Genomic DNA, 21,413 nt, shown 5'->3' on the forward strand with positions numbered 1-21,413 from the left:
CACCCGCGAGCCTGGAGGGCCTCTCCCCGTGAGCACTACCCCCGTCAAGGTCGCCGTCACCGGCGCCGCCGGCCAGATCGGCTACAGCCTGCTCTTCCGCATCGCCAGCGGTGCCCTGTTCGGCCCGGAGACCCCGGTCGAGCTGCGGCTGCTGGAGATCACCCCTGCGCTCAAGGCCCTCGAGGGCGTCGTCATGGAGCTCGACGACTGCGCGTTCCCGACCCTGGCCGGCGTCGAGATCGGCGACGACGCCACCACGATCTTCAACGGGGCCAACCTCGCCCTTCTCGTCGGCGCCCGCCCCCGCACCAAGGGCATGGAGCGCGGCGACCTGCTCGAGGCCAACGGCGCGATCTTCACCGCGCAGGGCAAGGCCCTCAACGAGGTCGCGGCCTCCGACATCCGCATCGGCGTGACCGGCAACCCGGCCAACACCAACGCGCTCATCGCGATGCACAACGCTCCCGACATCCCGCAGGAGCGCTTCTCCGCGCTGACCCGCCTGGACCACAACCGCGCGCTGTCGCAGCTCGCGGCCAAGACCGGCGCCAAGGTCACCGACATCAAGAAGATGACGATCTGGGGCAACCACTCGGCCACCCAGTACCCCGACATCTTCCACGCGGAGATCAACGGCAAGAACGCCGCCGAGGTCGTGGGCGACCAGGCCTGGATCGAGAACGACTTCATCCCGACCGTCGCCAAGCGCGGCGCCGCGATCATCGAAGCGCGGGGCTCCTCCTCGGCCGCCTCCGCCGCGTCGGCGACGATCGACGCCGCCCGCAACTGGATCCAGGGCAGCCCCGAGGGCGACTGGGTGTCCATGGCGGTCCGCTCCAAGGGCGAGTACGGCGTGCCCGAGGGCCTCATCTACTCCTACCCCGTCGTCACCAAGGGCGGCGACTGGCAGATCGTCGAGGGCCTGGAGATCGACGCGTTCTCCCGCGCCCGCATGGACGCCACGGCCGCCGAGCTGGTCGAGGAGCGCGACGCGGTCACGGAGCTCGGCCTCATCTGAGCCACCCGCTGACGGAACGGCCCCCTCCACCCGCCGGTGGAGGGGGCCGTGCCGCGTCCGGAGCCGGTGTGCCGGGCTGCTCACCCCCCGCGGCCGGCATACCGGTCTGCCGCCGCCCCGGGGGGCCGGGCCGCTCAGGACGGTCACGTAGCCTCGGGGCGATGAGGCCTACCGCGCACATCGACGAGCCGAACACGATCTTCCGGGAGAAGCTGGGCGCCATGGCTCCCGGGGCACACATCGACAACTGGGGCGGCGTCATCAAGCTGACGTCCTGGTCCGGGCACAGCCTGGAGCCGGCGGTGACGGTGCACCTCGACCGCGGCGCCCTCGCCGGGGCCGTGTGGGCGCGCGAGGCGACGGCCCAGCGGCTGTGGCCGCAGGCCAAACCGACCGAGGCCGGCGTCAACCTGCTCCTCGAGCAGATCGCCGACGCCGTCGGCTCGGTCACGGACACCGAGCGGCACGTGCACGTCTCCACCGACGACGTGGTCCTCACCACGAGGGCGTCGCGGCCCTGAGGGCACCTGGCCGGCTCAGCCCCAGATGTCCTCCACCAGCCGCTCGGAGGACCGCAGCCCTGCCAGCCACGCGTCGCCGTCGGCCTGGCCGGCACCGGTGTGGTCCCGGAAGACCGTGACCAGGGACGCCCGGACGCCGGGGGCGATGGTGGCGGCGTTGCCACACACGAGCACGACGGCGTCGCGCTGGAGCAGGTCCCAGACCTCGTCGGCGCGGTCGAGCATCGCGTCCTGGACCCAGCGGCGGGGCGACCCCGGGGCGTCCGAGTAACACCGCTCGACCCGGGCCACGCCCTGCTCCTCCCAGGCCGCCAGCTCGTCGGCATAGAGCAGGTCGAGGTCGGCGCTGCGGCACCCGAAGAACAGCAGGGAGTCGCCGATCGGCACGCCCTGCTCCCGCTGCGCCGCCCGGTCCTGGAGGAACCCGCGGAACGGCGCCAGCCCGGTCCCGGCCCCGACCATGATCATCGGCGTGTGCGGGTTCTCCGGCGGCCGGAACGGGATCGCCGGCCGGCGGACGAACACGAACACGGTGCCGTGGACGGGCAGCTGGGCCAGGTGGCCGGAGCAGACCCCGTCGTAGACCCCGACACCGGAGCGCGCCGGCCCGCGCAGGAGCCCGACGGTGATGCTGCACGTGTCGGCACTGACCAGCGGCGAGGAGGAGATCGAGTAGAAGCGGGGCCGCAGCGGCGGCAGCAGCTCCAGGTAGACCTCGAACGGCAGCCGGCAGGCCGGGAAGTCGTCCAGCAGGTCCATCACGGACCGGTTCCTCGCGTGGACCTGCTCGCGGTAGCGCGCCTGCCCGTCCTCGGTGTCCTCGGTCATGGCCAGGAGCGCGGCCTGTTGCCCCGGGTCCTGGGTGTAGCGGGCCAGCACCTCCAGGTCGGCCCGGCTGGCGACGTCCTGGAGCTCGACGCAGCTGCCCAGCACCCCCAGCAGGGGCGCCGGCTCGTCGATGGGCAGGTGGGTGAAGCTGCCGCCGTTGGGGATGATCGTCAGGTACTGCCCGGCGTCGAGCCCGAACCGGTCGATGACCCGCCGGATCGCCTGGAAGCTGTTGCGCGGCAGCACGCCCAGGTGGTCGCCGGTGCGGTAGGTCATCCCCGCCGGGATCGCCACCTCGAGGTGCCGCACGGAGCGGTCGGGTGGTCCCGCCGACGCGACGGTGGGCAGCAGCTCCCGGTTCTCGCGCACCAGCGCCGGGTGCGCCTGGTAGGAGACGACCACCGGGTTGGTCACCTGCCGGTTGGTCAGGGTCACCGACAGCCGCGGCCCGGTCGGCGCCTCCTTCGCGACCTCCGCGGGTAGGTCCAGGGCCCCGGCGATGTCCGCCCAGAGGGTGGCGTGCCAGGCGCGGTATGCCGCGTCGAAGTCGCCGGCCGCGTTCCCCTCCCCCCGCGCGTGCACGCGTCGCCCGCCGTGCTGCTCGAGCTGCTGGTCGACGAGCTTGGGCACGGCCTGGTAGGTGTCCGCCCACTCGGTGTTGCCGCAGCCGAACACGGTGAACGCCACCCCCCTGGCCGCCTGGGGGTCGGCGCCGGTGAGCCACCGGCAGAAGGCGGCGGCGTTGTCCGGCGGCGTGCCGTTGTAGGAGGAGGTCACGACCACCGTCGCGCCGTCGGTCGGCAGGTCCGACACGTGGTCGTCGAGCGAGCCGACGATGACGTCGAAGCCGCGCTCGGTGCCCTCCTGCGCCAGGCGGGTCGCCAGGGACTCCGCGGTGCCGAGGTTGGAGCCGAACAGGACGGCCAGGGGCGTGCCGTGGCGCGCCACCATCGGCGCCGGCGCCGCCGACGGGGCCGGGGTGCCGGCCGCCACGCCCGGCTCGGGGGTGGCGCGCTGGATGTGGACGTCCGGCCGCGGGACCACCTGGATGTGGAACTCGTCCGGCTTCACCGTGAGCGTCGTCCTGGTCCGCAGCTGGTAGTCGAGGTGGTCGATCAGGTCGAACCGCTGCAGCACCATGCCCAGCACCAGCGCGGCCTCCTGCAGGGCGAACTGGCGCCCGATGCAGGCCCGCATGCCCGAGCCGAACGGCTTGTAGACCGCCGGCGAGACCCCCGCCAGGCGCTCGGGCGCCATGTGCTCGGGGTTGAACGCCTCGGCGTCCGGCCCCCACACGGACGCGGACCGGTGCAGGGCGGGGGTGAGCACCGTCAACGGCGTGTGCGCCGGGATGACGTAACGACCACCGATCACCGTGTCCTCGACCGGTGCCCGCGTGAAGCCCGGCGCGGTCGGCCACAGCCGCAGTGACTCGTCCAGCACCTGGCGCACGTAGGTCAGGCGGTGCACCTGCTCGAACGTGGGCGTGGCGGTGTCGCCGAAGACCTCGTCCACCTCGGCCCGGGCCCGGGCGAGGACCTGCGGGTCCTTGAGCAGGTAGTAGATCGCGAACGACAGCAGGCCCGAGGTCGTCTCGTGGCCGGCGACGAGGAAGGTGATGCACTGCGCCCGGATGTTGTCGTCGGGCAGGCCTTCACCGGTCTGCTTGTCCACCCCGGTGATCATCCGGCCGAGCAGGTCGGTGGTGTCGGCCGCCTCGCCCTGGGCCCGGCGCTCGGCGATGAGCCGCCCGACGAGGTCGGCCATGAACGCCTGGTCCTCCTCGAGCTGGCGCTGGGCGCGCACCCGCAGCCGCGCCTGAAGGGGCAGCTGGCGCATCCGCGCCTGGGACTCGCCGAGCACGCGCACCATGGCCTGGACGAACGGGTGCGGGGTGTCGCGGTAGAAGGAGTTGAACCGGTAGCCGAAGCCGCACAGGGCGATGGTGTCGAGGGTCAGCCGGGTCATGTCGGCCGGGACGTCGACCTCCTCCCCCGGGTTCAGCCGGGCCCACTTCTCCATCAGCTGGTCGGCGATGTCGAGCATCCGCGGCATGTAGTCGCGCATCGCCTGCACGCTGAACGGCGCCATGAGGATGTTGTGGGCGCGGTGCCACAGCGGGTCGTCGGTGTCCGCGGTGAACAGCCCTGCGCCGACGACGCCGTTGCGCAGGTTGGCCAGTCCGCCGCCGACGAACTTGTCGAAGCGGCTGTCGTCGCAGATCTCCTCGACCAGCTCGGGCCCGGAGACCATCAGCCGGGTGCTGCCGGGGGTCGTCACCTTGAAGATCGGGCCGTACTCCGCGGCCATGGCGATGAAGCCCTCGATCGGGTTGTGGGCGTCGATGTCGAAGGCGTTGCCGACCAGCGGCAGCCCGTGCGGGCCGGGGATCTGGTCAAGCTCGATCGTCGTGGTCATGGTGGACCTCCGGGGCAGACGGTGTGGGGACGGGGTGGGCGCGGGGGCCCGGGCCCGGGGTGGCGGGGCGGTGGCGGCCCGCCTCGAGGAGCAGCACGACGCTCATCAGCACGACCCAGCCCGGGAAGACGAGAAGGAGCGCCGGGTGGAACGTGGTGCTGACCAGCAGGAAGGTCGCAGCGAGGTAGCTCACGACCGCCAGCCAGCGCGGGAGCAGCTCGCGCGCCCTGGCCAGTCGGGTGGTCGCGATCATGTACATCCCCGCGGCGCGCACGCCGAAGACGAAGACCAGCCCGTATCCCGCGCTGCTCAACGCGCGGGCGACGTCCGGCGGCGGCAGCGGGGTGGAGGAGAAGACCGTCAGCAGCGCCACGGCACCGACGGCGGCGGTGCCGGCGAACACCATGCAGACGAAGACCACGCCGGAGGTCACCTGCAACCAGCGCGGCACCTCCGAGCGCGGGCCGGGTAGCTCGTCGATGAGGGTGCGCGTGGCGCTGACGTGCCAGAGGAAGGCGATCCCGGCGAAGGGCACGATATAGAGCCCGGCGGTCACCAGCACGCTGCCGTGGCCGCCGGCGTAGAACTGGGCGTAGGCGCTGTCCGGCACGCCCAGCCCCGGCCCCTGGCGCATCAGGACCAGGGCGACGACGAGCAGGACCGCGAACACCAGCCCGGAGAGGGCACTCATCCGTGCGCTCGCACGGTGCTCCCGAGCTGGTTCCTCCACCAGCACGGCGTCGCTACCCGTGCTGGGACGCTGCTGCCATCAGGGGACCGCCTTCCGCGCAGCGAGGGCCGGATACGTCGGACACCTCACGCTTGTCCCCGCCCGGCGCCTGCGGTTCCGCCGCTGTGGTGACGCGCCCTCGTCAGTTAGGACGGGGTCGCCCTCACCCCTCCTCAGCGGGGCGTGAGGTCCAGCGTGGCCACGATCGCCGCGACGAAGACGCCCAGCCCGAGCAGGGTCCCGGCGTCGACCAGGCGTGAGCGCACCACCAGGCCCCCGGCCCGGGCGGCGGGCAGCACCAGGCGCAGCATGCCCGCCAGCAGCAGGCTGCCGGCGAAGACGAAGCCGCCCGCGCGCACGGACCCGAAGAACATCACCACCACGCCACCGACCAGCCCCACGGCGACGACCCACCACACACCGAGGCGTGGCGGGACCCAGGTCAGGCGCTTCATCCGGCGGCGGCCTGCCGCTCCGCGGCCTCCACGACGTTCGTGAGCAGGCACGCGCGCGTCATCGGGCCGACCCCGCCCGGGTTGGGGGTGAGCCAGCCGGCCACCTCGGCCACGCCGGGGTCGACGTCGCCGGCCACCCTGGCCTTGCCGTCCGGGCCGGGGACCCGGCTGACGCCGACGTCGAGCACGGCAGCCCCGGGCTTGACCATGTCGGCCGTGACCATGCCGGGCACCCCCGCCGCGGCGACGACGATGTCGGCGCGGCGCACGTGCGCCGCGAGGTCGCGGGTGCCGGTGTGGCACAGCGTCACCGTGGCGTTCTCGCTGCGGCGGGTGAGCATCAGGCCCAGCGGGCGACCGACGGTGAGCCCGCGGCCGATGACGCACACCTCGGCACCGGCGATCGGCACGTCGTAGCGGCGCAGCAGCTCGATGACCCCGCTGGGCGTGGCGGGCAGCGGCGCCGGCCGGCCCAGAACCAGCCAGCCGAGGTTCATCGGGTGCAGGCCGTCCACGTCCTTGACCGGGTCGACCCGGGACAGGATGGCGAACTCGTCCAGCCCCGTCGGCTGCTGGACGAGGAAGCCGGTGCACGCCGGGTCGGCGTTGAGCTCGTCGACGACGGCCTCGACCTGCGCCTGGGTGGACCCGGCCGGCAGCTCGCGCTGGATGCTCGCGATGCCAACCTCGGCGCAGTCCTTGTGCTTGGCGCCGACGTACCAGCGGCTGGCCGGGTCATCCCCGACGAGCACCGTGCCGAGCCCGGGCACCACGCCCTGCTCGCGCAGCGCGGCGATGCGGGTCTTCAGCTCGCCCTTGATCGTGGCCAGGGTGGCCTTGCCGTCCATGACGATCGCGGTCATCGGTGGTCCTTCCGGGTGACGGTGAGACGGTCGGTCACGGTGCTCAGTGCGCGAAGTGGCGGGTGCCGGTGAAGTACATCGTCACCCCGGCGGCCTGCGCCGCCTCGATGACCTCCGCGTCGCGCTTCGACCCGCCGGGGGCGACGACCGCGCGGACTCCGGCATCGAGCAGCACCTGCAGGCCGTCGGCGAAGGGGAAGAAGGCGTCCGACGCCGCCACCGCGCCACGGGCGCGCTCCTCCCCGGCCCGGCTCACGGCCAGGCGCGAGGAGTCGACCCGGTTGACCTGGCCCATCCCTACGCCGACCGTGGCGCCGCCGTCGGCGAGCAGGATCGCGTTGGACTTCACCGCGCGGATCGCGCGCCACGCGAACTCCAGGTCGGCCAGGGTCGCCTCGTCGGCGGCCTCGCCGGCCACCAGGCGCCAGCGCGAGGCCGCGTCGCCACCGTCCTCGACCTCGGCGTCGATCGCGTCCTGGGACTGCAGCAGCACCCCGCCCGAGATCGGCCGCATCTCCACCCCGCCACGCGAGGGCGCAGCGGCCTTCAGCAGGCGGATGTTCTTCTTCGCGGTCAGGACCTCCAGGGCCTCCGGCGCGAAGCCCGGCGCCACGACGACCTCGGTGAACACGTCGGCCACCTGACGGGCCATCTCGGCCGTGACGGTGCCGTTCGCGGCGATGACGCCGCCGTAGGCCGAGACGCTGTCACAGGCGTGGGCGCGGCGGTGCGCCTCGGCGAGGTCGGCACCGACCGCGATACCGCAGGGGTTGGCGTGCTTGATGATCGCCACAGTGGGCGCGTCGTGGTCGTAGGCGGCGCGGCGGGCCGCGTCGGCGTCGACGTAGTTGTTGTAGGACATCTCCTTGCCGTGCAGCTGCTCGGCCTGGGCCAGCCCCGGCTCGGGGGCGTAACCGTTGGTGTACAACGCGGCCCGCTGGTGCGGGTTCTCGCCGTAGCGCAGCACGTGCTGCTTGTCCCACGTGGCGCCCATCCACGCCGGGAAGCCGGTGCCGTCAGAGGTGTCGGTGACGACGTTGCCCATCCACGACGCGACCGCCACGTCGTAGGTCGCGGTGTGCACGAAGGCCTGCGCCGCCAGGGTCTTGCGCTGCTCCAGGGTGAACCCGCCGCCACGCGCGGCCACGAGCACGGAGGCGTACATCCCGGGGTCGACGACGATCGCCACGCTGGCGTGGTTCTTGGCCGCCGCGCGCACCATCGACGGGCCACCGATGTCGATCTGCTCGATGCACTCCTCCTGCGAGGCGCCCGAGGCCACCGTGTCGGTGAACGGGTAGAGGTTGGACACCACCAGGTCGAACGGCTCGACGCCCAGCTCGGCCAGCTGCGCCACGTGGTCGGGGTTGCGGGTGTCGGCGAGGATGCCGGCGTGCACGCGCGGGTGCAGGGTCTTGACCCGCCCGTCGAGGCACTCGGGGAAGCCGGTCAGCTCCTCCACCCGGGTCACCGGCACGCCGGCCTCGGCGATGCGCGCCGCGGTGGAGCCGGTGGAGACGAGGGAGACCCCGGCGTCGTGCAGGCCACGCGCCAGGTCCTCCAGCCCGCTCTTGTCGTAGACGGAGATGAGGGCTCGTGTGATCGGACGCTGACCTGTGGTGCTCACGCCAGGGTGACCTTTCGTTGGTGGATGGTGAACCCGTCGCGGACCATGCGGCCCACGGTCTCGACGAGCAGGGACCGCTCGCTGGCCTTGATGCGCTCGTGCAGCGACTCGACGGTGTCATCCTCCTCGACCCCGACCACGGCCTGGTCGATGATCGGGCCGGTGTCGACGCCGGAGTCCACGACGTGGCAGGTGCAGCCGGTGACCTTGACCCCGTAGTCGAGCGCGTCGCGCACGCCGTGCGCGCCGGGGAAGGCCGGCAGCAGCGCGGGGTGGGTGTTGATGGTGGTGAAACCCGACCCGAGGAAGGCCGGTCCGAGGATCTTCATGAAGCCCGCCGAGACGACCAGCACCGGCCGGTATGCCGCGACCTCGGCCGCCAGCGCGGCATCCCACTCCGCGCGGCTGGGGTAGTCCTCGACCCGGCAGACGAAGGTGGGGATGCCGGCACGCCGGGCCCGGGCCAGGCCCTCGATGCCGTCGCGGTCAGCCCCGACGGCGGCGATCCGCACGCCGTAGAGCGGCTCGGCGGCGATCGCGTCGATCAGCGCCTGCAGGTTGGTGCCGGACCCGGAGACGAGGACGACGATGTCGCGGGGCTCGGGCACGGCACCGAGGTCCGGCAGGCTCGTCACGTGCACAGACGATATCCGACGCCTCGCGCGCGCCTGACGCCCGTCCGCGGGTCGCGGGCCGGGACCGATGGACAAGGGTCCTGTGCGACGAGTGGGTCCGGTGGGAGACGATGGGCCGGACCAGCACCTCGACCCAGGAGCAGCACGTGCCGACCACCCGCCAGGAGCCGCGGACCCTTCCCCCGGGCATGGCCCATGCCCGGCGCGCCGGGCTGCTCATGCTGGTCGGCGCGCTCGGCGTCGGTGTGCCGCTGCCGTGGACCGCGATCGCGCTGCTGCCCCTCGGACTCTCGGTCATGGAGGCGGTCCGGGCGCTGCGGGCCATGAGCGGGGGCCGGGCACCGGCCCGCGTGGTGGCGTGGACGAGCACCGGCCTGGTGCTCGCGGTCGTCATGGGCGTCGCGACGGCAGCCCCGTTCGCCTTCTACGACAGCTCCAAGCGCTACCAGGACTGCATGGTCGGGGCCAACACCTCCGCGGCCGCGGCCCAGTGCCGGGCCGACCTCTACGACGGGTTGACCGGTGTGCTCACCGGGTGGGGCGTCAGCCGCTGACGTCGGCGTGTCAGCGCCTGACCTGCCACCCGTGGGCGCGCCACTGCGAGGCGCCGACGACCACGGCGGCGCCGAGCAGCATCTCGCCCAGCAGGCACAACCCGGCCAGCACCGGGTCGGCACCCACCGTGCTGAGCTCACGCGAGCCCAGCGAGCCGTCGGCCAGCCAGGTGCCCGCCGCCAGCAGGAGCGCGGCGATCACGCACCCGGCCGCGGCGACCTTGGCCTTGGCCTGCCAGGACGCCAGCCGGCTGACCTGACGGATGCTGCGCCAGGCCACGAGCGCGCCGAGCAGGACCGGCCCGAGGACGGCCAGCCGCAGCACCGCCGGCAGGGGGCCCGGGTCCGGCAGCGCCCCGAGCACCGGGACGAGCGGCAGCAGGCCGGGCTCGGAGTGGGTCCAGGTGATGGCGGAGCCGTTGGCGACGGCGAAGCCCGGGCCGGCCATCCACGACAGCCCCCACAGGGCGAAGTTGGGCAGGGCCGAGAGCTGCACGAGGCTGAGCACGGTGCCGCCGACGACCCCCGGTGCGAGGGCGGAGTAGAGCTGCCCCACGCGCTGGGCGTGGACCGCCGCCACGGCGACGACCAGCGCGGCGCCGAGCAGCAGCCCGGCCACGGCGCCCCACAACCCCGGGCGCAGCGCCTTGCGCACGAACGTCGGCAGCACCGCCCGCAGCCGGTCGGCCAGGTCCGGCGCCACCGAGGGCAGGTCACCATGGAACTCCAGGGCGACGGCGAGGACGACCGACCCCGCCGCGACCACCGCCGTGCCCACCAGGCTCTCGACCGGGTTGGAGCGCACGTGCGCGCTGCCCGCGGTGAGCGAGACGAGCAGGCCGGTCACGGCATACGCGCCGGTGAAGCCCAGCCCCACGTCGGCGACGTCCTTGCGCAGCGCACCCCACATCTGGAAGCGCGCCGGACGGGCGTCGTCGAGCAGCGCGAGCACCCGGCGGCAGGCCACCACGGCCAGCGAGACCGGCAGCAGCCCGAGCAGCAGCGGCACCAGCGAGACCGTGGCCGTGCCCGCGGCGAGGTCCACGGTGTGCGCCAGCAGCCACACGTGCGCGCCGATCCCGAAGGCCGTCGTCCACGGCACGCTGCTCTGCGGGCTGGCCACCCACACCAGCAGGCTCGGCAGGCAGACCACCAGCACGCCGAGCACGGCGGCGGAGGCACCGGCTCCGGCGGCACGCAGTCGCAGGCCCCAGCGGCCCTGCCCTCCGGTGGTCGGTCCGGGGCTGGCCTGGCGGGGGCGGTCGAGCACAGTCATGAGGGCCCAATCGTTGCGCCCCGACCACATCTGCGCCGCGTCGGCGCGCCGCGAGCCCGGCAGATTCCCCGGAAAAGGGCTGTGATCCCGGCAACCTTGAACAGGTGCCTCGCGTCTGGTCCCCCGACGGCCCGCCCGGGCCGGGGGTTCGGACCCGGGAGACACGGGAGGTGTGATGAAGGGCAGCGCCGGCGACAGCGAGCGCGAGTTCGACGAGTTCTACCGGCAGGGGGCCCGTTCGGTCGTCCACGTGGTGTACGTCGCGACCGGAGACCTGACCCTGGCCCAGGACTGCACGCAGGAGGCGTTCAGCCGGGCCTGGCAGCGCTGGGACAAGGTGCACGGGTACGACGACCCGATGGCGTGGGTGCGCACGGTCGCCCGGCGGCTGGCGATCTCGGCGTGGCGCAAGCGCACCGGTCAGGAGCGCGCCTACGTCCGGCACGGGGCGGGGACGCACACGGAGGGACCGAGCGAGGACCGGGTCGCCGTGCTCGCTGCCCTGCGCGAGCTGCCCGAACCGGTCCGGGAGGCCCTGGCGCTGCACTACCTGGCCGACCTGTCCATCGACCAGATCGCCCACGAGACCCACACCCCGGCAGGCACGATCAAGGCGCGCCTGCACCGCGGTCGGGCGCTGCTCGCGCAGGCCCTTCGTGCAGAGGAGCACCACCATGGCTGAGCTGGATCCGGGCCGCTGGTCCGCTGCCGACGACGACCTCGTGCGGGGCGCCCTGACCACTTTGCGCCGGGATGTCGAGGCACTCGAGCTGGCGGACGTGCGCTTCGTCAAGGCCCGCGGCGCGGCTCGCCACCGGCGCACCGTCCTCACCGCGACGGCTGCCGCCGCGGCGGCTGTCCTGGCCGTCGGCTACGTCGGCTTCAGCGGGCTGGGGGGCCACCCCTCCTCGCTGCGCCCGGCGGTCAGCTCCACCCACTCGACCTCCTCCACGACGACGTCGGCCACGACGCCCGCGGACGCGGGCGTCCCCTTGCCGGTCGCTGGCGACCTGCCGGTCTCGGCCGAGTGGCAGCGGGCGCTCGGGATCAGCGAGACGGTGGTCATCGCCGACTTCACGGAGTCCGAGGGCGGGGCGGTCATGGACTGCGCCAACGTCGGACAGCCCGGCACACAGGCGCACGCCCAGTCCGTCAACGCCGAGTCCTCCGGCCTGCAGGGCGACCAGCGCGTCTACGGCAACCCCTCCACCGCCGCGGCCGACGGCGAGGCCGACACGCTGGTGAGCCAGCTGCTGACCTGCGCGGGTCCGATGAAGGTCTCGGTCGTGGCCGACTCGGCCTGGCCCAAGGTCTTCAGCGGCATCGGGCCCGCCAGCACCGAGTGGTTCGTCGTCACGCACGCCGGGTCGAGGGTCGGCATCGTCACGATCGTCGAGCCCGGCGAGGGCGGGAAGCACCGCTGGACGGTCTCGCAGGTGCAGGACATCGGCGCGGTCGCGCAGCGCCGGCTCGGCGGCGACGTCGGCCCGCAGCCCGGCCGCAGCACGACCACGCCGCCGTCCCCCACGCGGGCACGCACCGAGCAGATGCCCATCGCCGGCACACGGCCGCTGCTGCCGTCCAGCCTGTTCGTCGCGGCCTCGCAGTGGTCCTCCCCCGCGCTCTCGCAAGGCCACGCCACGCACGCCGTGACCACGGACTGGGAGGGCAGCGCGCAGGTGCACGAGTGCGACGTCGACACCGCGATGGACATGACCTCCTCTGCCGGCCGGTTCGGCATCGTCACGGTCGCCGACCAGGTCGACGGCACCATCCTGGGCCGGCAACGCGTCCGGCTGACCGCCTCGGCGGCCGCCGCGCGGGCGGAGGCCGACCGGATCATCCACGGCATCGCCACCTGCGGGAGCCGGGTGCCCCACGTCACGGTCACGCAGGACCCGGCTCACCCCGGGCTGTTCAAGGTCGTCGGGGCCGAGCCGGGGGCACCGGCCGCGGCGGGCTGGCTCGCGGTGTCGGTGCAGGACGGGACGCCGGCGGCCGTGACCACGCTCTACCTGCGCAGCCAGCCCGCCCAGGGGTTCGCCGAGCTCGACCGGCTCCTCTCCCTCGCCCGCCAGAAGTAGCCCCCCACTCGCACACAGGCAGAAGTACGGCGAGCCGGTCACCTCGAGGAGGTGACCGGCCCGCCGGGGTGAGCTGCCGTGGATACGGTGGCTCAGCCCAGGTTCTTCATGATCTCGCGCATGAGCTCCGCGGTCTCGGACGGCGTCTTGCCGACCCGGACGCCGGCGGCCTCGAGGGCCTCCTTCTTGGCGGCCGCGGTGCCCGAGGAGCCGGAGACGATGGCGCCGGCGTGGCCCATGGTCTTGCCCTCGGGGGCCGTGAAGCCCGCGACGTAGCCGACGACCGGCTTGGTCACGTGCTCCTTGATGTAGGCCGCCGCGCGCTCCTCGGCGTCGCCGCCGATCTCGCCGATCATGACGATCGCGTCGGTCTCGGGGTCCGCCTCGAACGCCTCGAGGGCGTCGATGTGCGTGGTGCCGATGATCGGGTCACCGCCGATGCCGACCGCGGAGGAGAAGCCGAACTCCCGCAGCTCGTACATCATCTGGTAGGTCAGCGTGCCCGACTTGGAGACCAGGCCGATGCGACCGCCACCGGAGATGTCGGCGGGGATGATGCCGGCGTTGGACTTGCCGGGGCTGATCAGGCCGGGGCAGTTCGGCCCGATGATGCGGGTCGTGCCGGCCTGCTGGGCGTAGGTGAAGAACTCCGCGGTGTCCTTGACCGGCACGCCCTCGGTGATGACCACCGCGAGCGGGATCTTCGCGTCGACGGCCTCGACGACCGCGGCCTTGGTGAAGGCCGCCGGGACGAAGATGACCGAGACGTTGGCGCCGGTGGCCTCCATGGCCTCGGCGACGGAGCCGAACACCGGCACGGTGACGCCGCCGTCGAACTCGACCGTGGTGCCGGCCTTGCGGGGGTTCACGCCGCCGACGATGGTGGTGCCCGAGGTCAGCATGCGCTGGGTGTGCTTCATGCCCTCGGAGCCGGTCATGCCCTGGACGATGACCTTGCTGTTGTCATCCAAGAAGATTGCCATTGCGAGATTCCCGTTCCGTCAGTTCGCCGCGGCGAGCTCGGCAGCCCTGCGGGCCGCGCCGTCCATGGTGTCCTCGATGGTGACGAGGGGGTGGTTGGCCTCGGCCAGGATGCGGCGGCCCTCCTCGACGTTGTTGCCGTCGAGACGCACGACCAGCGGCTTGGTGGCCTCGTCGCCGAGGGTCTTCAGGGCGCCGACGATGCCGTTGGCGACCGCGTCACAGGCGGTGATGCCACCGAAGACGTTGACGAAGACGCTCTTGACCTGCGGGTCGCCGAGGATGATGTGCAGGCCGTTGGCCATGACCTCCGCGGAGGCGCCGCCGCCGATGTCGAGGAAGTTGGCCGGCTTGGGCGAGCCGGGGAACTCCTCACCGGCGTAGGCGACCACGTCGAGCGTGGACATGACCAGGCCGGCGCCGTTGCCGATGATGCCGACGGAGCCGTCGAGCTTGACGTAGTTGAGGCCCTTCTCCTTGGCCGCCGCCTCCAGCGGGTCGGCCGAGGCCTTGTCCTCGAGGGCCTCGTGGGCCGGGTGACGGAAGTCGGCGTTGCCGTCCAGGGTCACCTTGCCGTCGAGGGCGATGATCGAGCCGTCGACCGTCTTGACCAGCGGGTTGACCTCGACCAGCGTGGCGTCCTCCTCGCGGTAGACGTCCCACAGCTTCTGGATGACGCGCGCGATCTCGTCCTTGACGTCGGCGTCGAAGCCGGCGGCGTCGACGATCTCGGCGGCCTTGGCTGCGTCGATCCCGACGATCGGGTCCACCGCGATGCGGGCGAGGGCCTCGGGGCGCTCGACGGCGAGCTGCTCGATCTCCATGCCGCCCTCCTTGCTGGCCATGGCCAGGTAGGAGCGGTTGGCGCGGTCGAGCAGGACCGAGAAGTAGTACTCCTCGGCGATCTGCGCACCCTGGGCGATCATCACCTTGTGGACCGTGTGGCCCTTGATGTCCATGCCGAGGATCTGCTCGGCCGCCGCGGCAGCCTCGTCGACGCTCTTGGCGACCTTGACGCCACCGGCCTTGCCACGGCCTCCGGTCTTGACCTGGGCCTTGACCACGACCACGCCGCCGCTCCTGGCGCCGATGGTCTCCGCAGCCGCACGGGCTTCCTCAACAGTCTCGGCGACGGCGCCGTCCAGCACCGGTACACCGTGCGCCTCGAACACGTCGCGCGCTTGGTACTCGAAAAGATCCACGAGCCGAATCCATCCTCGTCATCGAAGGGATTGTCCGAGCGGAGCCTAGTCCCGCGGTACGCCGTGCAGGACCGTGGGTGGGCCCCGCACCGGCCGATGGGAGCAATCTCACCTGCGGCGACGCCCGCCTGACGGGGCGAGCGCACGCCCCCCCGACAGGTCGGCGCCACCGGCGGGACTGCGCCGCTCCCCCGGGGTCGGCATGATGTGGCCATGCCCTCCCCGACACGTCCCCTCGCGGGTCTGGCCGCCGTCCTCCTGCTCAGCGCCTGCGGCTCGGCGACCCCACCGGGCGGGGTGGGGCCCAGCGTGACGGACGGGTCGGCCCTGAGCCAGCCGCTGACCCTCACCCGCTCCGGCGGGGTGGCGGGCTTCCGCGACCGGGTGGTCCTCGCCGTCGACGGCCAGGCCCGCGTGACCAGCAGGGGCGGCACCCCCACCCGCTGCCAGGTCGACGGGGCCCTCATGCAGTCGATCGGCCGGGCCGCCGCCATGGTCGACTGGTCCTCCCTGCCCGCGCCGGTGACCACACCCCGGCACCCCGACGACCTGGTGGTGCTCGTGGCCTCCGGCCGCTCCAGCGCCCGGATCGAGGACCCCGCGCTGACCAAGCTCGCCGAGCCGTTGACGCGCCTGCTCGCGGACGTCACCGCGCCCGTGGACCAGCGCAGGCTCTGCACCATCGTCCCCGCGAGCTCCACGACCTCCACGACCTGAGCCGGCTCCGCCGTCGACGGCTCCCACTGCCCCCGGTCCGGATGCCCCGGGCGCTACCTGCCCGGCGCGATCTCGGGGGCGCGTCTGGCGCTGATCAGCACCTGGGGCCGGAGCTGCCCGCTCGCGGGCAGCTGAAGCTGCGCTGTGAGCTCCAGACCCGCTGCGACGATGAGCTCGCCGAGCTCCCCGGGCTGCCACAGGTGCGTCGTCCACGTCACGGGCACCCCGCCGTAGGCCTCGGTCCGCGGGACGTCCCCGGCGCCGACGTGCGTACCGATCAGAGCGTGTCCTCCCGGGACCAGTGCGCAGGCGAACGATGCCAGCACCTCGGGCAGGACCTCACGGGGGAGGTTGAACAAGGACCACCAGCCAAGGATCCCGCCGAGCGAACCTGGTTCGAGATCGAGGTCGGTGGCCGAGGCAACGGCGAACCGCAAGCGGGGGTGGAGCCGCCTGGCGTGTTCGACCATCTTCGGCGACAGGTCGACGCCCGAGACGTCGACCCCGAGACCGGCGAGATGAGCAGTGACCTCGCCGGGGCCGCAACCGACATCCAGGACGGGCCCCAGACCGCGCACCTCCTCAGCGAAGGCGGCAAGGACGGCACGCAGCCACGGGTACGGGCCGACGTCGCCCATGTTCATCGCCACGTAGTTGTCAGCCACCCGGTCGTAGGAGGACCGGACGGCGTCAAGGTCGGCAGGTTGCGTCAACGGCGGGACCACGTGCCCGGACACTAGCGGCCCTGCGCTGCCCTGGCGCGTGACGCGCGAGCCGAACCCTCTCCCGGATACCGCGGTGACGGCACGGCATACCGGCGTGTCCACCCGGCACGCCGGTGCCGGCCCCTCGGGTGGAGGGACCGGCGCCGGGTCGCGGGTGTGGCCGGGCGGTCAGCTCGTGGCGACCGAGGTGTCGTCGAGGAAGAAGCTCGTGGCCAGCGAGGAGTCCTCGGTGCCCAGGAACTTGACCGTGACGGTCCTGCCCTTCCAGGCGCTGAGGTCGAGCGACTTCAGGACGTACGACGTGCCCTTGTTGAGGTTGGAGTACGTCGCGAGGGTCGTCGTCGTGGAGCCGTCGACGACCTGGGCCTTGAGCGTGTCGTAGGCGGAGGTCGTCGTGGTCTCGGCGGTGGAGACCTTCAGGTAGAAGGACAGCGTCGCCGAGGCGGCCGTGGACGGGATGGCCACCGACTGCTGGGCGTAGTCGGTGCTGGCGCTGCCGTAGCCGTTGAGCCAGCCGTACCACGAGCCGGTGCGCGGGGTGGCGCTCGTGGAGCTGGTGATCACGCCGGAGGTGGCGGTCCAGCTGACGTTGCCCGACTCGAAGCCCGGGTTCTGCAGCAGGTTGCTGCCACCCCCGCCGCCGCTGGTGCCGCAGGTCTCGGTCGTGGCCGGGACCGCGATGGCCGTGAACGCCGCCGCGATGTTGGTGCACTGGGCGCTGCCCACGCCGTAGAGGTCCTTGGCCGCCTTGATCGCACCGTTGCGGGCGTCCGCGTAGGTGCTCGTGGAGGTCAGGTAGGTCGTCAGCGTGCGGTACCAGACCTTCGCTGCGGTGGCGCGGCCCACGGCGGTGACGGTGGAGCCGTCACAGGTGGGGCTGTTGTAGGAGACACCGTTGATGGTCTTGGCGCCCGAGCCCTCGGAGGCCAGGTAGAACCAGTGGTTGAGCGGGCCCGAGGAGTAGTGCGGGTCGAGGGTGCCCAGCGTCGCCGACCAGCAGTCCTTGCTGGACCCGTCCTTGGACGGCTTGTCCATGTAGCGCAGCGGCGTGCCGTTGCCGTTGATGTTGATCTTCTCGCCGATGAGGTAGTCGCCCACGTCGCTGGCGTTGTTGGCATAGAACTCCACGGCGGTGCCGAAGATGTCGCTGGTGGCCTCGTTGAGGCCCCCCGCGTCGCCGGAGTAGGCCAGGCCGGCCGAGTTCTCCGTGACGCCGTGGCTCATCTCGTGGCCGGCGACGTCGATCTCGGTCAGCGGGTGGGTGTTGCTCGACCCGTCGCCGTAGGTCATCTGGGTGCCGTCCCAGAAGGCGTTGACGTAGCCGTTGCCGTAGTGGACGCGCGAGCGGACACCGGTGCCGTTGTTGAAGATGCCGTTCCGGCCGTGGGTGTTCTTGTAGTAGTCCCACGTGACCTGGGCGCCGTAGTGGGCGTCCACCCCGGCCGAGGCGCGGTCGCTGGTGGAGCCGTTGCCCCACACGTCGTCCGCGTCGGTGAACAGCGTCCCGGTGGGGCCGGTGCCGACCGCCGGGTCGGTCTGCCCGTTGAGGTCGGTCGTGTAGTTGCCGCCGCGGTTGGGGTCCTTCAGCTGGTAGCTGCCGCTGAGCTGGGTGCCGATCGAGACCGACCCGCTGTAGATCGAGTTGCCGGTGCCGGTCTCGACCTCGTCCCAGCCGGCCAGCGTGGCACCGGAGGTGGCGTCGACGACGGTGTGCAGGCGGCTGGGCGTCTGGTCGGCCTTCACGCCGGTGGTCACGACGTCGTAGGCCAGCCGCGGCGTGCCCGAGCCGGCGTAGACGTCGAGCTCGTCGGCCGACTTCTTCGCGGAGAAGTCCGAGGCCCTGGCGCCCTGGGCCAGCGCCGCGGAGCGGGCGAGCCTCGGCGTGGTGGAGGGGACCTCGGCCCTGCCGGAGGCGTTCCAGCTGACGCCGCGGATCGCTCCGGCCCGGTCGCGGTGCACGACGAGGTCACCACCGATGACCCGCAGCCCGGCGAAGGTGCGCTCGTAGCGCACGTGCGTGCTGCCGTCCGGGTCGGAGATGACGTCCTTGACCGTGAGGGTCTCGCGCTTGTCGAGCCGCAGGGCGTGGCCCATCGCGTCGGCCCTGGCCTGCTCGGCCTGGAGGGCGGGGCGGGCGGCGGGGCCAGGGGTGGCGGCACCCGGGAGTGCGCTGGCCGCGGGAGCGGCCGCAGCTGCGGCGACCAGGGCGCACCCGAGCGCCAGGCCGGTCGTGAGTCGTTTCAAGCCACTACTCCTAAGGTGATGGGCCCTGCACCCTCGGGCGCACGACCGTCGAAGCCGCCTGTGAGGTCCCGATGTGCAGCCTGTGCGGCTGCTGTGAGGCGGCCTGCGCAGACTTCTGGGCCCCCTGGACCAGGGTCAATGCCCCAGACGGAACCTTTGCCAAAGGTGTGGCAACCGGCGTAAAACGCTTGTCGCAGAAGCGCTTTCACCAGCGCGGGGTAAAGGGCTCCTGTGCCGGAGGGCAAACCCACAGGTCAGGGCCGGGAGCCCGCGGTTGCTACCCGCGCGTAACCGGGGCGTCGCCGCCGTCGTTGAGCGGGCAACGTCGACGGAGGGACCCTGCTCATGCGCCGCCCATCCCTGAGGACCCTGGCCGCCACGGCCACTGCTGCCACGGCCACCCTCGGCACGGCGGCGTTCGGCCTTGCCCCCACCGCGCTCGCGGCTCCCCCGCCCGCGTCGGGGACGAGCACCGCACTCGACCAGGTCGACGTCTACACCGGACTGCACTTCACCGTCCCCGCCGGCACCGACGACCTGGGCAACCCGCAGACCTGCGTCATCGACGCCGACCTCTACAAGCCGCACCACGCCGACGCCGCCCACCCCGTGCCGTCGATCCTGACCACCAACGGCTTCGGCGGCTCCAAGGCCGACCAGGCCGGCCTCGGCCGGGCCTTCGCCCAGCGCGGGTATGCCGTGCTGTCCTACACGGGCCTCGGCTTCCCCGACTCCGGCTGCAAGATCTCCCTCGACGACCCGGGCGTGGACGGTGTCGCCGCCTCGCACCTGGTGACCTTCCTGGGGGGTGGCGGCAGCGCGGCATACGACTCCTCCGACCTCGCGGGGACCCCCGGTGGCGCGGGCAGGCTGGCCGTGGACTTCACCAAGCTGGACAACCCCGCGACCCACGACCCGCGGCTCGGCATGATCGGCGGGTCCTACGGCGGACAGATCCAGTTCGCCACTGCCGCAACGGATCCACGCGTCGACACGCTTGTGCCGCTGATCACCTGGAACGACCTGCGCTACTCCCTGGCGCCCAACAACACGGCGTTCACGACCGGGGTCACCTATGCCGACCAGACCCCCGGCACCGAGAAGGTGGGCTGGACGGGGCTGTTCTTCGGCGTCGGCATCGCCGACGGGATCCAGGGCGCCGCCATCGACCCCACGCGCAACGTCGGCTGCCCCAACTTCGTGCAGGAGGCGTGCCTGGCCAAGGCCACGCTGGACACCGCGGGCTACCCGACGCCCGACACGTTCCGCCTCACCGACCGCGTCTCTGTCGGGCACTACCTCGACAAGATCCACGTCCCGGTCTTCCTCATCCAGGGCGAGAACGACACGCTGTTCAACCTGCAGGAGGCCGTCGCCACCTACCGCGGGCTCAAGGCGCGCCAGGTGCCGGTGACGATGGCGTGGCAGTCCTGGGGCCACTCCGGCGGGGCCAACGGCAACAGCGGCGCGGCGCCGGGGGAGCTCGACCTGAGCGGCCAGCAGATCGAGGGCACCTACCTCGGGCAGCGGATCGAGGACTGGTTCGACCACTACCTCAAGGACAGCACGGTGGGGACCGGCCCGGAGTTCGCGTACTTCCGCGACTGGGTGAGCTACACCGGCAACGCCGCGCCCGCCTACGCCTCCGCGAGCTCCTACCCGGTCGGCAGCCCGAAGCCGTGGTACCTCTCCGGCTCCGGCGACCTCGTGGCCAACCGCGCCGCCGTCGCGCCGGGCTCGGTGTCGTGGACCAACCCCGGGGGCGGGGCGTTCGGCTCCTACTCCGAGGTCTCGGGCCTGGAGGGTCAGGTCCCGGCCGGCACGCTGCCGCCGGGCACCACCGCGCCGTTCGACACGCCGGGGACGTTCGGCGCCTGGACGAGTGCACCCCTCGCCACGCCCGCGACCGTCGTGGGTGTGCCGACCCTCGACGTCCGGTTCACCGCCCCCACGGTCGCCGCCACGCAGTCGGCCGGTCCGGCGGGCCAGCTGCAGGTGTTCGCCAAGCTCTACGACGTGGCGCCCGACGGGACCAAGACCCTGGTCAACAAGCTGATCAGCCCGGTGCGGGTGGGTGACGTCACGCGCAGCGTCCACATCGAGCTGCCCGGCATCGTGCACCGGGTCGAGGCCGGGCACCGGCTCCAGCTGGTGCTGGCCGGCAGCGACGCCGCTTACAAGAACGCGTATGCCGCGCAGCCGGTCACCGTCACCGCCGACCCCCTGTCCCCCGCGGTGCTGCGGATCCCACTGGTCGGCTGATTCGGCACAGAAGCCCCAAAGAGGGCAGACTGGCCGACCGGGGACGACCTGCACCCGACGGACGGACACCTCATGCGCGCACGGCTCCACCGCGCGCCGGCGGCTCTGGCAGCGGTCGGCTGCGTGCTCGCGATGGCCGCCTGCGACCCTGCGGCCGCGCCGACGGCCGGGGCGGCCGCGCCGACGGCCGGGGGTCCCACCCCCTCGTCGACCGGCGTGACCCGTCCCGCCACGACCACCACCAGCTCGGCGACGAGCCCGACGCGCACCGCC

At 72.7% G+C, this 21,413-nt stretch carries 18 protein-coding genes and 1 pseudogene; 8 read left to right on the forward strand and 11 right to left on the reverse strand.

From position 1 onward, the window contains the following. Positions 1-28: 28 nt before the first annotated feature. Complete coding sequence (locus VF825_RS05855) at positions 29-1,018, forward strand: malate dehydrogenase (protein ID WP_331111114.1); 990 nt, start codon at positions 29-31, stop codon at positions 1,016-1,018. A gap of 161 nt (positions 1,019-1,179) precedes the next feature. Continuing rightward, positions 1,180-1,539, forward strand: a complete 360-nt coding sequence (locus VF825_RS05860) for a hypothetical protein (RefSeq protein WP_331111116.1) — start codon at positions 1,180-1,182, stop codon at positions 1,537-1,539. A 15-nt stretch (positions 1,540-1,554) separates the two neighbouring features. Here VF825_RS05860 and VF825_RS05865 read toward each other — a convergent pair whose 3' ends face one another. The 6 genes from VF825_RS05865 to purN all read right to left on the reverse strand — a co-directional run bounded on the left by VF825_RS05865 (position 1,555) and on the right by purN (position 9,095). After that, positions 1,555-4,785 carry a bifunctional cytochrome P450/NADPH--P450 reductase gene (locus tag VF825_RS05865; protein ID WP_331111118.1) on the reverse strand — a complete coding sequence of 1,077 codons (3,231 nt, stop codon included), beginning with the start codon at positions 4,783-4,785 and terminating at the stop codon, positions 1,555-1,557. After that, positions 4,763-5,476 (reverse strand): hypothetical protein, encoded by a 714-nt coding sequence (locus VF825_RS05870; protein ID WP_331111120.1) that lies wholly within the window; start codon positions 5,474-5,476, stop codon positions 4,763-4,765. Before VF825_RS05870 ends, VF825_RS05865 begins: the two co-directional genes overlap by 23 nt. A gap of 212 nt (positions 5,477-5,688) precedes the next feature. Beyond that, complete coding sequence (locus VF825_RS05875) at positions 5,689-5,970, reverse strand: DUF3017 domain-containing protein (protein ID WP_331111122.1); 282 nt, start codon at positions 5,968-5,970, stop codon at positions 5,689-5,691. Then, complete coding sequence (locus VF825_RS05880; protein WP_331111126.1) at positions 5,967-6,833, reverse strand: bifunctional methylenetetrahydrofolate dehydrogenase/methenyltetrahydrofolate cyclohydrolase; 867 nt, start codon at positions 6,831-6,833, stop codon at positions 5,967-5,969. Before VF825_RS05880 ends, VF825_RS05875 begins: the two co-directional genes overlap by 4 nt. 43 nt (positions 6,834-6,876) lie before the next feature. Next, on the reverse strand, positions 6,877-8,460 hold the full coding sequence (gene purH / locus VF825_RS05885) for a bifunctional phosphoribosylaminoimidazolecarboxamide formyltransferase/IMP cyclohydrolase (protein ID WP_331111128.1): 1,584 nt from the start codon (positions 8,458-8,460) through the stop codon (positions 6,877-6,879). Further along, complete coding sequence (purN, locus tag VF825_RS05890; protein ID WP_331111130.1) at positions 8,457-9,095, reverse strand: phosphoribosylglycinamide formyltransferase; 639 nt, start codon at positions 9,093-9,095, stop codon at positions 8,457-8,459. The genes purH and purN overlap by 4 nt, the downstream gene beginning before the upstream one ends. A gap of 110 nt (positions 9,096-9,205) precedes the next feature. Between purN and VF825_RS05895 the strand changes: the two genes are divergently transcribed. Next, positions 9,206-9,649 (forward strand): hypothetical protein, encoded by a 444-nt coding sequence (locus VF825_RS05895; RefSeq protein WP_331111132.1) that lies wholly within the window; start codon positions 9,206-9,208, stop codon positions 9,647-9,649. Between the two features lie 10 nt (positions 9,650-9,659). On the opposite strand, the gene VF825_RS05900 is transcribed toward VF825_RS05895, so the two are convergent. Further along, on the reverse strand, positions 9,660-10,925 hold the full coding sequence (locus tag VF825_RS05900) for a DUF6350 family protein (RefSeq protein WP_331111134.1): 1,266 nt from the start codon (positions 10,923-10,925) through the stop codon (positions 9,660-9,662). Between the two features lie 175 nt (positions 10,926-11,100). Here VF825_RS05900 and VF825_RS05905 point away from each other — a divergent pair, with 175 nt between their 5' ends. Beyond that, entirely contained in the window at positions 11,101-11,607 is a 507-nt protein-coding gene (locus tag VF825_RS05905) for a SigE family RNA polymerase sigma factor (RefSeq protein ID WP_331111136.1), read from the forward strand. Further along, the gene (locus VF825_RS05910) at positions 11,600-13,009 is read left to right on the forward strand and encodes a hypothetical protein (protein WP_331111138.1); all 1,410 of its coding nucleotides are present in this window, start codon (positions 11,600-11,602) and stop codon (positions 13,007-13,009) included. The genes VF825_RS05905 and VF825_RS05910 overlap by 8 nt, the downstream gene beginning before the upstream one ends. Before the next feature lie 92 nt (positions 13,010-13,101). On the opposite strand, the gene sucD is transcribed toward VF825_RS05910, so the two are convergent. Both sucD and sucC read right to left on the reverse strand, forming a co-directional pair. Beyond that, entirely contained in the window at positions 13,102-13,992 is an 891-nt protein-coding gene (gene sucD / locus VF825_RS05915; RefSeq protein WP_141787252.1) for a succinate--CoA ligase subunit alpha, read from the reverse strand. Between the two features lie 18 nt (positions 13,993-14,010). Continuing rightward, positions 14,011-15,192: an ADP-forming succinate--CoA ligase subunit beta gene (gene sucC / locus VF825_RS05920; protein WP_331111142.1), complete on the reverse strand. Its 1,182-nt coding sequence runs from the start codon at positions 15,190-15,192 to the stop codon at positions 14,011-14,013. A gap of 213 nt (positions 15,193-15,405) precedes the next feature. Between sucC and VF825_RS05925 the strand changes: the two genes are divergently transcribed. Next, positions 15,406-15,909 carry a hypothetical protein gene (locus VF825_RS05925; protein ID WP_331111144.1) on the forward strand — a complete coding sequence of 168 codons (504 nt, stop codon included), beginning with the start codon at positions 15,406-15,408 and terminating at the stop codon, positions 15,907-15,909. A 53-nt stretch (positions 15,910-15,962) separates the two neighbouring features. Here VF825_RS05925 and VF825_RS05930 read toward each other — a convergent pair whose 3' ends face one another. Further along, entirely contained in the window at positions 15,963-16,547 is a 585-nt protein-coding gene (locus VF825_RS05930) for a class I SAM-dependent methyltransferase (RefSeq protein WP_331111146.1), read from the reverse strand. Between the two features lie 255 nt (positions 16,548-16,802). After that, positions 16,803-18,878 carry a M4 family metallopeptidase gene (locus VF825_RS05935; protein ID WP_331111148.1) on the reverse strand — a complete coding sequence of 692 codons (2,076 nt, stop codon included), beginning with the start codon at positions 18,876-18,878 and terminating at the stop codon, positions 16,803-16,805. A 345-nt stretch (positions 18,879-19,223) separates the two neighbouring features. Between VF825_RS05935 and VF825_RS05940 the strand changes: the two genes are divergently transcribed. Together VF825_RS05940 and VF825_RS05945 are read left to right on the forward strand one after the other, a co-directional pair. Next, positions 19,224-21,140 carry a CocE/NonD family hydrolase gene (locus VF825_RS05940; protein WP_331111150.1) on the forward strand — a complete coding sequence of 639 codons (1,917 nt, stop codon included), beginning with the start codon at positions 19,224-19,226 and terminating at the stop codon, positions 21,138-21,140. Between the two features lie 72 nt (positions 21,141-21,212). Next, positions 21,213-21,413: pseudogene (locus VF825_RS05945) on the forward strand (hypothetical protein); the annotation flags it as partial.

Source organism: Oryzihumus sp., from assembly GCF_036391795.1.
Classification (GTDB): domain Bacteria; phylum Actinomycetota; class Actinomycetes; order Actinomycetales; family Dermatophilaceae; genus Oryzihumus.

Coding starts and splice junctions, on each gene's coding strand:
- VF825_RS05860 (WP_331111116.1), top strand. CDS start 1,180: ATGAGGCCTACCGCGCACATCGACGAGCCGAACACGATCTTCCGGGAG.
- sucD (WP_141787252.1), bottom strand. CDS start 13,992: ATGGCAATCTTCTTGGATGACAACAGCAAGGTCATCGTCCAGGGCATG.
- VF825_RS05880 (WP_331111126.1), bottom strand. CDS start 6,833: ATGACCGCGATCGTCATGGACGGCAAGGCCACCCTGGCCACGATCAAG.
- VF825_RS05925 (WP_331111144.1), top strand. CDS start 15,406: ATGCCCTCCCCGACACGTCCCCTCGCGGGTCTGGCCGCCGTCCTCCTG.
- VF825_RS05865 (WP_331111118.1), bottom strand. CDS start 4,785: ATGACCACGACGATCGAGCTTGACCAGATCCCCGGCCCGCACGGGCTG.
- VF825_RS05940 (WP_331111150.1), top strand. CDS start 19,224: ATGCGCCGCCCATCCCTGAGGACCCTGGCCGCCACGGCCACTGCTGCC.
- VF825_RS05870 (WP_331111120.1), bottom strand. CDS start 5,476: ATGAGTGCCCTCTCCGGGCTGGTGTTCGCGGTCCTGCTCGTCGTCGCC.
- VF825_RS05930 (WP_331111146.1), bottom strand. CDS start 16,547: ATGGGCGACGTCGGCCCGTACCCGTGGCTGCGTGCCGTCCTTGCCGCC.
- VF825_RS05895 (WP_331111132.1), top strand. CDS start 9,206: ATGGGCCGGACCAGCACCTCGACCCAGGAGCAGCACGTGCCGACCACC.
- VF825_RS05910 (WP_331111138.1), top strand. CDS start 11,600: ATGGCTGAGCTGGATCCGGGCCGCTGGTCCGCTGCCGACGACGACCTC.
- VF825_RS05905 (WP_331111136.1), top strand. CDS start 11,101: ATGAAGGGCAGCGCCGGCGACAGCGAGCGCGAGTTCGACGAGTTCTAC.
- VF825_RS05875 (WP_331111122.1), bottom strand. CDS start 5,970: ATGAAGCGCCTGACCTGGGTCCCGCCACGCCTCGGTGTGTGGTGGGTC.
- VF825_RS05900 (WP_331111134.1), bottom strand. CDS start 10,925: ATGACTGTGCTCGACCGCCCCCGCCAGGCCAGCCCCGGACCGACCACC.